Source organism: Pseudomonas protegens CHA0 (assembly GCF_000397205.1).
In the GTDB taxonomy this organism is placed as follows: domain Bacteria; phylum Pseudomonadota; class Gammaproteobacteria; order Pseudomonadales; family Pseudomonadaceae; genus Aquipseudomonas; species Aquipseudomonas protegens.
This window is the reverse complement of sequence record NC_021237.1, coordinates 125,001-140,313: the sequence shown is the minus strand read 5'-3', so window position 1 is coordinate 140,313 and position 15,313 is coordinate 125,001. Positions and strand designations below refer to the sequence as shown.

The window sequence follows — 15,313 nt, the reverse complement described above, 5'->3', positions numbered from 1 at the left end:
CTCGCGCTCTGAATGCTGCGTTGGCCTATGCTGCTGCCTGCCTGACGCCGGAAACACATGCCTGAGGGATTCGCCATGTTCTACGTGCAACGCGATGCACAGGGCCAGCTGATTCGCGTGGAAGCCGCCGCTTACGCCGAGGCCACCGAGACGCTGCCCGCCGACCACCACGAGATCCAGACCTGGTACGCCAACGAGGCGGTGGAAGTCAGTCTCAAGCAACTCAAGCAAAGCGACCTGGAAATGATCCGGGTGCTGGACGACCTGATCCAGCTCCTGACCCTCAAGGGCGTGATCCGCATCACCGACCTGCCGGCCGCGGCCCAGGCCAAGCTGATGGATCGCACCCAGGCCCGCGAGGCGCTGGGCGGTTTGAGCCGGTTGATCAATGACGATGAAACCGGATTGATCTGAACCCTTTTCGCCAGCCGACTCCTGCTGTAGGAGCCGGCTTGCCGGCGAAAGCGGTTTCAACCCCAGGGAGCCGGCTCGCCGAACAGCTGGCCCTGCACCCCGTACAAGCCCATCTCGCGAATCACCTGCAGCTCGCCCTCGGTCTCGACCCGTTCGGCAATCAGCGGCAGGTCGATGCTGTGGGCCGCGCGCTGGATGGCTTCGATAAACAGGCGCTTGTCGCTTTCCTGATCGATGTCGCGGATGTAGCTGCCATCGATCTTCAGGTACGCCAGCCCCAGGCGCGCCAGGTTGCCGATCATGCTGAAGCGCCCACCGAAGCGTTGCAGGCTGAGGGAGAAACCCAGCTCGCGCAGGCGCCGGGTCAGCTGTTCCAGCATGGCCTGCTCGGGTAATTGCTCTTCACCGATCTCCAGGGTCAGGCGCGGGCCCAGGTCGGAATGCTGGCGCAGGATCTCGAACACCCGATTCAGGGCGTGCGGGTCCGCCAGGGTCGCCGCCGACAGGTTCAGCGCCAGGCAGTCTTCGTGGCTCGTCATCTGTCTCAGCACCTGTTCGAGCATCAGCAGATCCAGGCGCGAGGTCCAGCCGAAACGCTCCAGCCACGGCAGGAAACGCCCGGCCGGAATGGTCTGGCCCTGTTCATCCAGCAGCCGCGACAGCACTTTGTAGTGCAGCACCAGGTGGGTGTCCCGAGCGGCCACCACCGGCTGGAAGTACAGCTGGAAGTGCTGCTCCGACAGCGCCCGGTCCAACAGCCGGTGCCAGGCATGGTGGTCATCCCCAACCTGGGCACTGGCGCCTTGATCGAGGCAGGCCCAGCTGGTGTCACCCTGGGCTTCGGCCTGGGCCAGGGCCTGGTCGCCGAGGCTCAGCACCGCTTGCGGCGAATCACCGTGAGCAAACGCCGCCAGGCCGATGGAGGCCACTGAGGCAACATCGGTGGCGCCGGTGGCGTGCAGGTTGCCCAGGGCACTGTCCAGGCTCTGGGCCAGCTGGATGGCTTCCTCACGCACCAGCCCCGGCGCCAGCACCGCGAACTCGCCACCACGGACCCGGGTGACCAGGTTGTGGGTTTCCGGGTACTTGTCGCACTCGCGCAGCAGTTGTTCACCCACCGCCTTGAGCAACTGGTCGGTACGCTGGCCGCCCAGGCGCTGGTTCAGCCCGGCCAGGTCCTTGACCCGCAACAGCAACAGGTAGCCGGAACTGGCCTGCTCGGGGTTGCTTACGCGGGCGTGCAGCTGCATTTCGAAATAACGCCGGTTGGCCAGCCCGGTCAGGCTGTCCTGATAGGACTCGGTGCGCAGTTTCTCGCTGCGCTCGGCCTGCTCCTGGAACAGCGCCTTGAGCTTCTCGACCATCTGGTTCATGGCCTGCACCACCCGCCGCAGCTCCGGAGTCCGGGGCAATTGCGGCAGGCTGAGGAATTCACGACGGGCAATGGCGTGGGACTGCTGGACCATGTAGTCCAACGGCTTGAGCTGGCGCCGCAGCAGCAGGGCGCCGAGCACCGCGCTCACCGCACCGCAGATCAACAGCCAGCCCAGGCTGCCCAGGGCACTTTGCCAGAGCTTGGCCACGGCGAACATCGGGTGGCTGAGCACCTCGACCCGAGCCGCCTGTTCCCAGCCGCGGCTGACGATGGCATCGCCACCCGCCGGTTCCAGGCCGATCAGGCTGACAAACCACTGGGGCACGTTGCCGACTTCCGGGATGCCGCTGCGCTCGACAAGGGTCTTGTCGGTGGCCAGGTCCACCACCCGGATACTGGCGTAGTAGCCACTGTCGAAGATCGAGCTGACCATCAGCTCGACCATCGCCGGGTCGTCGATGTTCGGCGTCAGCGACAGCGCCAGGGCAGTGGCGGCATCCTGGGCATGGGAGCGCAGCTGATTGACATACTGGGTGCGCGAGCTTTCCAGGCTGACCATGAAGCTGCCGCTGAAGGCGACCACCAGGAACACACAGATTGCGATCAACAGTTGTTTGAACAAAGACATCTGAGCTCGTGCTCCTAGTTAGTCGTCTCGACCGGAAAACCTTCGGCCTGCATTTTTTTCAACACGTCCTGCCAACGGGACAGGCGCTTGGTGTCGCCCACCCGCTTGTTGCCTTTGGCCCCCGGTAGCCACAGACCCTCGGCATTGAAGGAGTACACCGGCAACAGGTCGGTACGCTCGCTGGCCGGGCGGATCGAGTCTTCCAGGCTGTCGAGCACCAGAGGCATGGCCTCCGGGCTGGAATAGTAGGTCAAGACCATGTGCGCACGGTTCTGGCGCAGGGCCTTGACGTAGGTGATGCGCAGTTTGTCACTGGAAACCCCGAGGTGGCGCAGGCTGAAATACTTGGCGATCGCGTAGTCCTCGCAATCGCCGGCGCCCTTCCACAATGCCTCGATCGGCGTTTCCCAATAATCCACCTGGTGCCACAGGTCGATGTCTTCCACGTAGCGCATGTTCTTGTTGAAGAACAGGTTGACCACCTTCAACTGTTCGCGCTCGGGCACCTGCTTTTGCGTGGCCAGCAGGTGCTGCCAGGCATCGATGCGCGGCTGCCCTTCGCCCAGCGGACCGTAGAGCGCCGTGGCACGGCGGCTGATCAGGGAGAAATCCCAGTCGGCGTGCAGGCTGCCCAGCAGTGCGCCGGCCAGCAGCAATGCCGCGCAGAACCAGCGCAGGGTCCGAGAAAGAGCTAAACGTGCCGCCAATGCAATGCGTCCATGGGAGCTGTCGTAAATCGGCTGATGGTGAAGGCTGGCCCGGCAAAAAACAATGGCACCTTACAATCACCAGCCGCCGGAAAAGAGCCGGCGCGAAACATTCAGAGCATAGCCGCAAGCCGCGTTCCGGCGACCGACAGCAACCGCCCGCCCGGCCCGGCACACACGTGCCTTCACGGACGAGAGGCACTATGTTAGAAACCATCCGCAGACTGCGACGCCCTCTTCAGGCTGCCTCTGGCCGGCGCAGTGCCGGCCCACTTGCTTAAGGAAAAGCTGTGTACACCGACACCCGACAATGGACGCTGGTGATCAAACCCGGGCAAGCCACCCGGATCCGCCTGATCTGCTTTCCCCAGGCCGGGGCGGCAGCCGAGCAAATGCGGGTCTGGTCCAGTGGCCTGGCCGATCATATCGAGCTGGTGGTGCTCAACCTGCCGGGGCACGGTCCGCGCCGTGACGAAGCGCCCTGCGACAACTGGCCCAGCCTGCTGGAAAACACCTTCACCGCCCTCGACCCCTGGCTCGGCGAGCCCCATGCGCTGTTCGGCCACGGCCTGGGCGCGCTGCTGGCCTACGAGACCAGCAAGCATGCCCAGGAACGCTTTCCCCAGCAGACCCGCCACCTGTTCGTCTCCGGCTGTCGCAGCCCGGATAGCCTGCCGCGCCGGCCCTTGCTCCACTCCCTGCCCATCGCCGCGTTTCGCGAGGCGATCCTGACCCTCGGCGCCAGCCCCCTGGAGATGCCCCGCGGGCAGAACGACCTGCAATCCTACGAACGCCTGCTGCGCAACGGCCTGAAGCTTTTCGAAACCTGGTACGACACCTCCAGCGGTTGCCTGGATGTGCCGTTGACGGCCTTCTACGGCAGCGAGGACCCGCTGGCCACGGCCAACCTCATGCTCAACTGGCGCGAGTTCACCGGCCGCGAGTTCGAGCTGATCGAAGTGGCCGGCAATCACTTCTTCATCAAGTCCCAGCGCCAGCGCCTGTTGCAGGTGATCAATACTCACCTGGGGCTGCTGGGCGACCACCCGGCCTGATCGGTACCCATGAAAAAGCCCGCCCTGCCGTGAGGCGGGAGCGGGCTTGAAAGTGACGCGAAACCTCAGATCTTGAAGCTGTCCACCAGCTGCTTCAGGCGGCTGGCCTGCTGCGACAGGGCATCGCAATCCTTCAGGGTTTCGTTGAGGTTGGCCACGCCCTGCTGGTTCAGCAGGTTGATCTGGTTGATGTCGACATTGAGGGTCTCCACCACGGCCGTCTGCTCTTCGGTCGCCGCCGCCACCGACTGGTTCATGCCATCGATCTCGCCGATCCGCTGAGTCACGCTGACCAGCCGCGCACCGGCCTGGTTGGCCACTTCGACGCTCTCTTCGCTGGACGCCTGGCTGGCGTTCATGGTCGACACCGCTTCACGGGAGCCGACCTGCAAGGAGGTGATCATCTTGTGGATCTCTTCCGCCGACTCCTGGGTACGATGAGCCAGGTTGCGCACCTCGTCGGCCACCACGGCGAAGCCACGACCGGCTTCGCCGGCACGGGCCGCTTCGATGGCCGCGTTGAGGGCCAGCAAGTTGGTCTGCTGGGAGATGCCCTTGATCACGTCGAGAATGTGCCCGATGTTGTCGGTGCTGGCGTTCAGGGTCTCGATCTGAGTGCAGGACAGGCTGATCTTCTGCGACAGCTCGGTCATGGCCTGGATGGTCTGTTCCACCACTTGGCGACCGTCGTCGGCCTGTTCGCTGGCGCCACTGGCGTGCTGCGAGGCATCGGCGGCGTTACGGGCGATTTCCTGGGTTGCGGCCCCCAGTTCGTTGATCGCGGCGGCCACGCTGTTGGTGCGGGCGCTCTGCTCGTCGGAACCGATGATCGAAGCGTTGGACGAAGCCATCACGCGCTGGGACAGGTCGTGTACCTGGCGGGTGGCCGAGGACACTTCGGAAATCGAGGCATGGATCCGCTCGACGAACTGGTTGAACGAGCTGCCCAGTTCGCCGAATTCGTCCTTGCTCTCCACCACCAGGCGCCGGGTCAGGTCGCCCTCGCCCTGGGCGATGTCCTGCATCGCACGGCCCATGGTGATCAGTGGGCGCATCAACACCTGGATCAGCAGGGTCAGCAGTACGGCGATCACCGCCACGGCGATAAACATCGCGATCAAGGCGGAAGTACGGAATTGGCTCAGCGGTGCGTAGGCCTTGTCCTTGTCGATGGACAGACCGATGTACCACTCGGCATTCGGCAAGCCGGTCACCGGGGTGAAGGAGAGGATGCGCTCCTGTTTGTTCAGGACCACTTCCTGGTTGCCGTTTTCGATCCGTACGTTGGCGCCGGGGTAGATGTCCTTGAGGTTCTTCATCACCTGGTCCTTGTCCGGGCTGACGATCACCTGACCGTCGGCACTGACCAGGAAGGCGTGGCCCAGGCCACCGAAATCCACCGAGTTGATGATCTTCACCAGGGTTTCCAGGCTCAGGTCGCCACCAACCACGCCCAGCAGTTCACCCTGCTTTTTCACCGGCATGGCGATGGTCACCACCAGGCCACCGACAGCCGCCATGTAGGGCGGGGTCAGCATGGTCTTGTCGGCGGCGACGGCCTGCTTGTACCAGGGGCGCTGACGCGGGTCGTAGCCGTCGGGCATCTTCGCGTCTGGGCGCTGGGTGAAGGTGCCGTTGGCCTGGCCGACGTAGGTGAACTGGAAGTTCGAGGTAAAGGCCGGTTGGTCCACCAGCCCTGGGAAATCTGCGTTCTGACCTTGGTGAGCAACGTTCTGCGCGAGGTTCTCGAGCACCAGGATCCGCCCGCTCATCCAGTTCTGCACACTGCTGGAGGTGAGCTCACCGGCCTGCTGGATAGAGGATTCGAGGTTCTGTCGGATGGTGTTTCGCTGCAGGTAGTCGTTGTACAAGGTGAACAACGCAAAAGCCAGAACCACTACGCCGGAGGCGGCCAAAAGGATTTTATGGCTGAACTTGAGATTCATTTCATGGGACTTCTTATGCCGAAAGTGGGGATGCGTCCGTAATGCAACATTCCATGTAACAGCGCAGGCGATGTTCTCTGACCGCTCTACTTTGGTGCACGCATGTCTTATCAGTCTTTCGGCAAGAATCTGCGAACCCTTAGAGATTTTTCTGAATTACTCGCCTGAATTTACCTAATCCCGCCGAACGGTGTTCCAGAGCATCCGTGGCACATTTTCAGATGACCGACAGTGCGCTGCTTATTGCCAAATCGATAAAGCCTCAATGACAATGCGACTAATTATCATTAGTGACACTCAGGCAGTCCGCGTCCATGTCATCACCCGAGTTCGCCGTACAGACGCTCTACAGCCATCACCATGGCTGGCTCAACCGCTGGCTGCGCCAGCGCCTGGGCAATGCCGCGGATGCTGCCGACCTGGCTCAGGACACCTTCGTACGCCTGCTGCAGAAAACTGAACGTCTGGAACTCAAGGCCCCCCGGGCTTTTTTACGCACCATCGCTCGGGGGCTGGTAATCGATCACTGGCGCCGCGAGGAAATCGAACGTGCGTATCTGGAAACCATCGCCCACTTGCCCGAAGCCGAAACACCCGGCGCTGAAGCTCGGGCGTTGATTCTGGAGCTGCTGGAAAGCATTGCGCGTATGCTTGAAGGGCTGAAGCCGAAAGTACGTCAGGCTTTTCTCCTGGCTCAGTGCGAGGAACTTACCCACAAGCAGATTGCTCAGCAGATGGGCCTATCCCTGCGTACCGTCGAGCGTTATGTCGCCCAGGCGCTCTACCATTGCTACCTGCTGCGCTACGAGAGCTGAAGCCTGTGGATAACTTTCCCGCCAGCCTGCCGCTCAAGCCCAATCCCGATCACCTGGTGGTCAAGCAAGCAATCAACTGGTTGCTGCGCCTGCGCAACAACGGTGCCAACCCCAAGCTGCAGCAACAGTGCGATCTGTGGCGGGCGGCGCACCAGGAGCACGAACTGGCCTGGCAGCGGGTGCAATCGTTGCAGCAGGAACTCACGGCCAACCTGCGTTCAGTGCCGGGGGCTCAGGTGGCCTTGCATACCCTGGAACACAGCAGTCAGCGCCTGGGCCGGCGCCAGGCCCTGAAACTGCTCAGTGGCGCCCTGCTCCTGGGCTCCAGTGCCTGGGTCGGCAAGGATCTGCTGGGCTGGCAACAATGGAACGCAGACTTTGCCACCGCCGTCGGCGAGCAGCGAGGCTTCCAGTTGCCCGATGGCACCCGCCTGGAACTCAATACCGACAGCGCGGCGGACCTCAACTTCAATGCCGAGCAGCGCCTGATCAAACTGCGCCGGGGCGAGATCATGGTGTCCTGTGGAGCCGATCACGGCCCTGCCCGCCCGCTGCTGGTGGAGAGCCGCCACGCCCTGCTGGAAGGCTTCGACGCCCGCTTCGTGGTGCGCGTGGAGGAACGCTGCACGCGCCTGAGCGTGACCCACGGCAGCGTGGCCATTCATGCGCCGCACACCGCCGACGGCCGTAGCGCCCGGGTGGAAGCAGGTCAGAGCTATCAGATCAGCCATGGCCTGGCCGAACCTGCGGCCCCCCTGGCGATGGACGTCGGCGCCTGGGCCGATGGCCTGATCGTTACGCGCAACATGCGCCTGGACGACTTCCTCCAGGAGGTCGGCCGCTATCGCCATGGCTATCTGGGCTGCTCGGCAGCGGTTGGCAATCTGCGCCTTTCAGGTGTGTTCCGCCTGGAAGACACCGATAAGTTGCTGGCCATCCTGCCCCAGACCCTGCCAGTGCAGTTGCGCTACCGCACCCGTTGGTGGGTGACCTTGGGGCCCGTGGTTTGAAATTCACTGGGGTGATTTTTTTTGGCGGGTTTTGCCAGGACGTCCGGCTTAGTCAGTAAGCACTTCAATCTGCTTCCTGCGACTTCAACGGAACCTACCATGACTCTGCGCGACACCCGCCCAAGCTCTCCCTGCGCCCGCCCCTTGTGCCAAGCCATCCGCGCCGCCCTGCTGTGCTCCAGCATCGGCCTCGGGACAGTGGCGCCCCAGGTGCTGGCCGCCGATAGCGCTGTTGATGCCCCGCGTCACAGCTACAGCGTGGCCCCGGGCAACCTCGGCGATGCCCTCAACCAGTTCGCCCGGCAGGCCGGGATCACCCTGTCCACCACCCCGGCCCTGACCCAGGGCAGGCAGTCTCCCGGGCTCCAGGGCGACTACTCCATTCCCCAGGGCCTGAACCAGCTGCTGCGGGGTTCGGGACTGGAGGCGGTCAGCCAGGACGGCGGCAGCTACGTGCTGCGGCCCCTGCCCCAGGGCAGCGCCCTGACCCTGCCCACCACTGAGGTCAAGGGCTTCGCCCTGGGCAACGCATTAGGCAGCATGGAGGGCTACAACGCGACGCACAGTCAGATCGCCACCAAGACCAGTACCGCGTTGCTGGAGACCTCGCAAAGCGTCTCGGTGGTCACCCGGGAACAGATCGACGACCAGGGCGCGCAAACCGTCGCCCAGACCATGCGCTACACCCCCGGCGTGCTGACCAATCCCTATGGCGCCACCCATCGCTACGACTATGTAGCGATGCGCGGCTTCAATGATGGTTCGGTGGACAACATCTACCTCGATGGCCTCAAGTCCATGGGCGACAGCGGCACCTACAGCAGCATGCAGGTCGACCCCTACTTCCTCGAACGGGTGGATATTCTCAAGGGCCCCTCATCGGTGCTTTACGGCCGCAGCTCCCCAGGCGGCCTGGTGGCCCTGACCAGCAAAAAGCCTCTCTACGAGCCCTATCACCAGATTCAGGCAACCGTGGGCACCCAGGGCAAACAGGGCCTGGGGTTCGACTTCAGCGGCCCGCTCGATGACGAAAAACGCGTTGCCTATCGGTTGATCGGCCTGACGGACAAGTCCGACACTCAGTTCGACCACGCGAAGGAAAAACGCTTCGCCCTGTCGCCGACCCTGAGTATCGACTTCAGTGAAGACACCTCCCTGACGCTCCAGGCCTATTTGCAGAATGACCCCGATGGCGGCTACCACGGCGGCATGCCGGCCAACGGCACCCTGAACCAGCGCAATGGCCAGCGCATTTCTGAGCATTTCTTCGAGGGCGAGCCGGGCGTGGATGGCTACAAGCGCGATCAACAGTCCTTCGGCTATCAGTTCGAGCATCGTTTCAACGACACCTTCACCGCCCGCCAGAACTTCCGCTACCTGGACTCCAAGGTGAAGCTCGACCAGGTCTATGCCTATGGCTGGACCAATGCCACCAGCAATGACCTGAACCGCTATTACTCGGGTGGAGATGAGAAGCTCCACTCCTTCATCGTCGATAACATGCTGCAGGCCGAATTCCTCACCGGCGACGTCAAGCACACCTTACTGCTGGGAGCCGACTATCAACGGCGCAAGACCGTGGTCGACTGGGACCAGGGAACGCTGCAGCCGATCAATGCGTTCAACCCGGTCTATGGCAACTCGACGATCAACTACTACAGCCACACCAGCTATTTGCGGCGCCTGGAACAGACCGGCGTGTACTTGCAGGACCTGGTCGAGCTGGACAAATGGCGCTTCTCCCTGGGGCTGCGCCAGGACTGGGTGGAGACCTCGGATGAAAACCGCCTGGCTGAAGCCCAGCGCCCACTGGGCACCGAAATCAGCGACAAACGCACCAAGCTCACTGGGCGTGCGGGCGCGCTCTATCTGTTCGATAACGGTCTGGCGCCTTACGTCAGCTATTCCGAGTCGTTCAACCCCAACTCCTACGCAGACAGCGCAGGCAATCCGCTGCCACCCACCGACGGCACCCAATGGGAAGTCGGGCTGAAATATCAGCCACCAGGTACGGACAACTTGTTCACTGCCTCGTTGTTCCGCATCGACCAGGAGAACCTGGCGTCGAAGCTGCCCCAGGAAAACTTCTATCGTGCGGTGGGTGCTGTTCGCTCCCAGGGGCTGGAGCTGGAAGCCCACATGCAGCTGACCGACAACCTGAAACTGCTGAGCAGCTATACCTTCACCGACATCCAGTATTCGAAGTCGATGACCAGCACCTTGAGCAGCGCCACCAACCTCATCGAGAACAAGGGCAACTCGCCTACTCAGGCACCGCGGCAGATGGCGTCGCTGTGGGCCGACTACAAGTTCGACAGCGCGGCGCTGGATGGCCTGCGCCTGGGCGGCGGTGTGCGCTATGTGGGCTACAGCTGGGCCGATGCCGAGAACACCATGAAGGTACCGGCCTACACGCTCTTCGATGCCTCCATCGGCTATGACCTGGGCAAGTTGGGCCTCAAGGGAGTGGATGTACGGCTCAATGCCAACAACCTGACCAACGAATCCTACGTCGCCTCCTGTGCAAGCTTGAGCTACTGCTACCTGGGCGAAGAGCGCAATGTCGCCGCCACGGTAAGCTACCAGTTCTGATCTAGGTTGACGCCAACAAAGCCAGCGCCTGTCAGCAGCCGCTGGCTTTGTCGTCTCTACGGAAAAATGTCATGCGCGCCATTCTGGTTCTATTGCACCGCTACATGGGCCTGGCCACCGCAGTGTTCCTGCTGCTGGCCGGGCTGACCGGGAGTGTCCTGGCCTTTCATCACGAGCTGGATGAGTGGCTCAACCCCGAGTTCTATCACACGCCTGGCAAGGGGCCGGTGCTGGCCCCCGGCGCACTGGTGGATAGCGTTCAGGCCGAGCACCCGAGGCTGCAGGTCTGGTACATGGAATATCCACAAGAAGCCGGGCATGCCGCGCTGCTGGCAGCGGTGCCACGCACCGACCCGGCCACCGGCCAACCGTATACCGAGCGCAATCAAGTATTTTACTTGGACCCGGTTACAGCCCATCAGCAGGGGCAGCGCTTTTGGGGCGCCTGCTGCTTCCAGCGGCAGAACCTGGTGCCTTTTCTGCTGGAGTTCCACTACAACCTGAGCCTGCCCGGCAATTGGGGGCTATGGTTGATGGGGCTGGTGGCCATTGCCTGGGTCATCGACTGTTTTGTTGCCTTGCTGCTGACCCTGCCTCGTGGACGGCCGTTCTGGCGCAAGTGGGCCACGGCCTGGAAGATCAAGGGCGGCCATGCCTATCGGCTCAACTTCGACCTGCATCGCGCCGCAGGCTTGTGGTTATGGCTGCTCCTGCTGCCGATCGCCATCAGTAGCGTAGCCATGAACCTGCCGAGCCAGGTGTTCAAACCCGTGGTGTCATTGCTCTCGTCCATCGAACCCAGCGTCTATGAAGCTCGGGGACGAGTACCGGCGGCAGAGCTGGGGATAACCCGGCTGACTTATCAACAGGCCTATGAACAGGCTCTGGAAGAGGGGCAGCGGCTGGGCTTGAAGGAGACGATTGGTGAGTTGTATTACAGCTTTGAATACAACTTCTATGGAGCAGGTTTTGGTCGGCATGACAGCCAAGCCCATGGTAAGTCCTGGCTGTTCTTCCACGGTACGGATGGGCGCTTGCTGGGGCAGGAGATAGCGGGGCAAGGCACCCTCGGAGAGCGCTTCTACCGACTGCAACTGCCCATACATGGAGGCAGGATCATCGGTACCACGGGGCAGGTGATCATTGCTCTATTGGGCGTTCTGATTGCCGTGCTGGCACTGACCGGCATCTATATCTGGTGGCGTAAGTTAATCGCCCGTAGAAGCAGCAAGATGCGTAAGAACAGGGCGTAAGAGGCAAACAAATGTGGTCTTGATGACTGCTTACTCGATGCTGATGAAGCCCTGAATCCACCCTGCAATCTGCTTCTGCCACACAGCACAGGCTTTATAGCGCACAAAAACAAAACCCCTGTCTGCGTGAGCAGACAGGGGTTTTGGAATTTGATCTTGACGATGACCTACTCTCACATGGGGAAACCCCACACTACCATCGGCGATGCATCGTTTCACTTCTGAGTTCGGGATGGGATCAGGTGGTTCCAACGCTCTATGGTCGTCAAGAAATTCGGTAGCCAGTCCGTTGCTTGTGCAACGTGCCAGCGAATGGGTATGTAATAGATTTGTGTGTTCGCAAACTTTCGGTTTGTATCGTCTTCACACACCGCAACTCGCTTCTTAAGCAAATTGCTTGGGTGTTATATGGTCAAGCCTCACGGGCAATTAGTATTGGTTAGCTCAACGCCTCACAGCGCTTACACACCCAACCTATCAACGTCGTAGTCTTCGACGGCCCTTTAGGGAACTCAAGGTTCCAGTGAGATCTCATCTTGAGGCAAGTTTCCCGCTTAGATGCTTTCAGCGGTTATCTTTTCCGAACATAGCTACCCGGCAATGCCACTGGCGTGACAACCGGAACACCAGAGGTTCGTCCACTCCGGTCCTCTCGTACTAGGAGCAGCCCCTCTCAAATCTCAAACGTCCACGGCAGATAGGGACCGAACTGTCTCACGACGTTCTAAACCCAGCTCGCGTACCACTTTAAATGGCGAACAGCCATACCCTTGGGACCGGCTTCAGCCCCAGGATGTGATGAGCCGACATCGAGGTGCCAAACACCGCCGTCGATATGAACTCTTGGGCGGTATCAGCCTGTTATCCCCGGAGTACCTTTTATCCGTTGAGCGATGGCCCTTCCATACAGAACCACCGGATCACTAAGACCTACTTTCGTACCTGCTCGACGTGTCTGTCTCGCAGTCAAGCGCGCTTTTGCCTTTATACTCTACGACCGATTTCCGACCGGTCTGAGCGCACCTTCGTACTCCTCCGTTACTCTTTAGGAGGAGACCGCCCCAGTCAAACTACCCACCATACACTGTCCTCGATCCGGATAACGGACCTGAGTTAGAACCTCAAAGTTGCCAGGGTGGTATTTCAAGGATGGCTCCACGCAAACTGGCGTTCACGCTTCAAAGCCTCCCACCTATCCTACACAAGCAAATTCAAAGTCCAGTGCAAAGCTATAGTAAAGGTTCACGGGGTCTTTCCGTCTAGCCGCGGATACACTGCATCTTCACAGCGATTTCAATTTCACTGAGTCTCGGGTGGAGACAGCGCCGCCATCGTTACGCCATTCGTGCAGGTCGGAACTTACCCGACAAGGAATTTCGCTACCTTAGGACCGTTATAGTTACGGCCGCCGTTTACCGGGGCTTCGATCAAGAGCTTCGCGTTAGCTAACCCCATCAATTAACCTTCCGGCACCGGGCAGGCGTCACACCCTATACGTCCACTTTCGTGTTTGCAGAGTGCTGTGTTTTTAATAAACAGTCGCAGCGGCCTGGTATCTTCGACCGGCATGAGCTTACGGAGCAAGTCCTTCACCCTCACCGGCGCACCTTCTCCCGAAGTTACGGTGCCATTTTGCCTAGTTCCTTCACCCGAGTTCTCTCAAGCGCCTTGGTATTCTCTACCCAACCACCTGTGTCGGTTTGGGGTACGGTTCCTAGTTATCTGAAGCTTAGAAGCTTTTCTTGGAAGCATGGCATCAACCACTTCGTCACCTAAAAGGTAACTCGTCATCAGCTCTCGGCCTTAGAACCCCGGATTTACCTAAGATTCCAGCCTACCACCTTAAACTTGGACAACCAACGCCAAGCTGGCCTAGCCTTCTCCGTCCCTCCATCGCAATAACTAGAAGTACAGGAATATTAACCTGTTTTCCATCGACTACGCTTTTCAGCCTCGCCTTAGGGACCGACTAACCCTGCGTCGATTAACGTTGCGCAGGAAACCTTGGTCTTTCGGCGTGGGTGTTTTTCACACCCATTGTCGTTACTCATGTCAGCATTCGCACTTCTGATACCTCCAGCAAGCTTCTCAACTCACCTTCACAGGCTTACAGAACGCTCCTCTACCGCATCACTTACGTGATACCCGTAGCTTCGGTGTATGGTTTGAGCCCCGTTACATCTTCCGCGCAGGCCGACTCGACTAGTGAGCTATTACGCTTTCTTTAAAGGGTGGCTGCTTCTAAGCCAACCTCCTAGCTGTCTAAGCCTTCCCACATCGTTTCCCACTTAACCATAACTTTGGGACCTTAGCTGACGGTCTGGGTTGTTTCCCTTTTCACGACGGACGTTAGCACCCGCCGTGTGTCTCCCATGCTCGGCACTTGTAGGTATTCGGAGTTTGCATCGGTTTGGTAAGTCGGGATGACCCCCTAGCCGAAACAGTGCTCTACCCCCTACAGTGATACATGAGGCGCTACCTAAATAGCTTTCGAGGAGAACCAGCTATCTCCGAGCTTGATTAGCCTTTCACTCCGATCCACAGGTCATCCGCTAACTTTTCAACGGTAGTCGGTTCGGTCCTCCAGTCAGTGTTACCTAACCTTCAACCTGCCCATGGATAGATCGCCCGGTTTCGGGTCTATTCCCAGCGACTAGACGCCCTATTAAGACTCGCTTTCGCTACGCCTCCCCTATTCGGTTAAGCTTGCCACTGAAAATAAGTCGCTGACCCATTATACAAAAGGTACGCAGTCACAGAACAAAGTCTGCTCCCACTGCTTGTACGCATACGGTTTCAGGATCTATTTCACTCCCCTCTCCGGGGTTCTTTTCGCCTTTCCCTCACGGTACTAGTTCACTATCGGTCAGTCAGTAGTATTTAGCCTTGGAGGATGGTCCCCCCATATTCAGACAAGGTTTCTCGTGCCCCGTCCTACTCGATTTCATGACTAAGAGATTTTCGCGTACAGGGCTATCACCCACTATGGCCGCACTTTCCAGAGCGTTCCGCTAATCTCAAAGCCACTTAAGGGCTAGTCCCCGTTCGCTCGCCACTACTAAGGGAATCTCGGTTGATTTCTTTTCCTCAGGGTACTTAGATGTTTCAGTTCCCCTGGTTCGCCTCTTGCACCTATGTATTCAGTACAAGATAACCATCTTATGATGGCTGGGTTCCCCCATTCAGAGATCTCCGGATCAAAGTCTGTTTGCCGACTCCCCGAAGCTTATCGCAGGCTACCACGTCTTTCATCGCCTCTGACTGCCAAGGCATCCACCGTATGCGCTTCTTCACTTGACCATATAACCCCAAGCAATCTGGTTATACTATGAAGACGACATTCGCCGAAAATTTGCATTCTTAATTAAAAGAGAACTCACAAATTTTACCTTAGCCTGATCCGTTACCAGTGAAAGTAACGTTCAGTCTATCTTTCTATCACATACCCAAATTTTTAAAGAACGATCTAATCAAAAGACTAGAAATCAACATTCAAAGTGAATGCTCATTTCTAAGCT

9 protein-coding genes, 2 rRNA genes and 1 pseudogene are annotated in these 15,313 nt (G+C 59.7%); 6 read left to right on the top strand and 6 right to left on the bottom strand.

All coding sequences use genetic code 11. The features are described 5' to 3' along the window. The first annotated feature begins 75 nt into the window (after positions 1-75). Positions 76-414 (top strand): hypothetical protein, encoded by a 339-nt coding sequence (locus PFLCHA0_RS00675; protein WP_011058513.1) that lies wholly within the window; start codon positions 76-78, stop codon positions 412-414. Positions 415-470: 56 nt separating this feature from the next. On the opposite strand, the gene lapD is transcribed toward PFLCHA0_RS00675, so the two are convergent. Beyond that, positions 471-2,417 (bottom strand): cyclic di-GMP receptor LapD, encoded by a 1,947-nt coding sequence (lapD, locus tag PFLCHA0_RS00670; protein WP_015633673.1) that lies wholly within the window; start codon positions 2,415-2,417, stop codon positions 471-473. 14 nt (positions 2,418-2,431) lie between these two features. Next, complete coding sequence (lapG, locus tag PFLCHA0_RS00665) at positions 2,432-3,124, bottom strand: cysteine protease LapG (protein ID WP_011058511.1); 693 nt, start codon at positions 3,122-3,124, stop codon at positions 2,432-2,434. Positions 3,125-3,414: 290 nt separating this feature from the next. Here lapG and PFLCHA0_RS00660 point away from each other — a divergent pair, with 290 nt between their 5' ends. Beyond that, positions 3,415-4,179, top strand: a complete 765-nt coding sequence (locus PFLCHA0_RS00660; protein ID WP_011058510.1) for a thioesterase II family protein — start codon at positions 3,415-3,417, stop codon at positions 4,177-4,179. Positions 4,180-4,244: 65 nt separating this feature from the next. Here PFLCHA0_RS00660 and PFLCHA0_RS32170 read toward each other — a convergent pair whose 3' ends face one another. Both PFLCHA0_RS32170 and PFLCHA0_RS32165 read right to left on the bottom strand, forming a co-directional pair. Beyond that, entirely contained in the window at positions 4,245-5,030 is a 786-nt protein-coding gene (locus PFLCHA0_RS32170; RefSeq protein ID WP_370059459.1) for a methyl-accepting chemotaxis protein, read from the bottom strand. Positions 5,031-5,099: 69 nt separating this feature from the next. Further along, positions 5,100-6,125: pseudogene (locus tag PFLCHA0_RS32165) on the bottom strand (HAMP domain-containing protein); the annotation flags it as partial. 314 nt (positions 6,126-6,439) lie between these two features. Between PFLCHA0_RS32165 and PFLCHA0_RS00650 the strand changes: the two are divergent. From PFLCHA0_RS00650 to PFLCHA0_RS00635, 4 genes are all read left to right on the top strand, one after another. After that, the gene (locus PFLCHA0_RS00650) at positions 6,440-6,940 is read left to right on the top strand and encodes a sigma-70 family RNA polymerase sigma factor (protein WP_011058508.1); all 501 of its coding nucleotides are present in this window, start codon (positions 6,440-6,442) and stop codon (positions 6,938-6,940) included. A 5-nt stretch (positions 6,941-6,945) separates the two neighbouring features. Next, positions 6,946-7,950 (top strand): FecR domain-containing protein, encoded by a 1,005-nt coding sequence (locus PFLCHA0_RS00645; protein ID WP_041751898.1) that lies wholly within the window; start codon positions 6,946-6,948, stop codon positions 7,948-7,950. A 99-nt stretch (positions 7,951-8,049) separates the two neighbouring features. Then, positions 8,050-10,542, top strand: a complete 2,493-nt coding sequence (locus PFLCHA0_RS00640) for a TonB-dependent siderophore receptor (RefSeq protein ID WP_015633671.1) — start codon at positions 8,050-8,052, stop codon at positions 10,540-10,542. 71 nt (positions 10,543-10,613) lie between these two features. Further along, a complete protein-coding gene (locus PFLCHA0_RS00635; protein ID WP_015633670.1) occupies positions 10,614-11,795 on the top strand; it encodes a PepSY-associated TM helix domain-containing protein in 1,182 nt (393 codons plus the stop codon). A 154-nt stretch (positions 11,796-11,949) separates the two neighbouring features. On the opposite strand, the gene rrf is transcribed toward PFLCHA0_RS00635, so the two are convergent. Together rrf and PFLCHA0_RS00625 are read right to left on the bottom strand one after the other, a co-directional pair. Then, a 5S ribosomal RNA gene (rrf, locus tag PFLCHA0_RS00630) occupies positions 11,950-12,065 on the bottom strand. A 138-nt stretch (positions 12,066-12,203) separates the two neighbouring features. Further along, a 23S ribosomal RNA gene (locus tag PFLCHA0_RS00625) occupies positions 12,204-15,095 on the bottom strand. Positions 15,096-15,313: the final 218 nt, after the last annotated feature.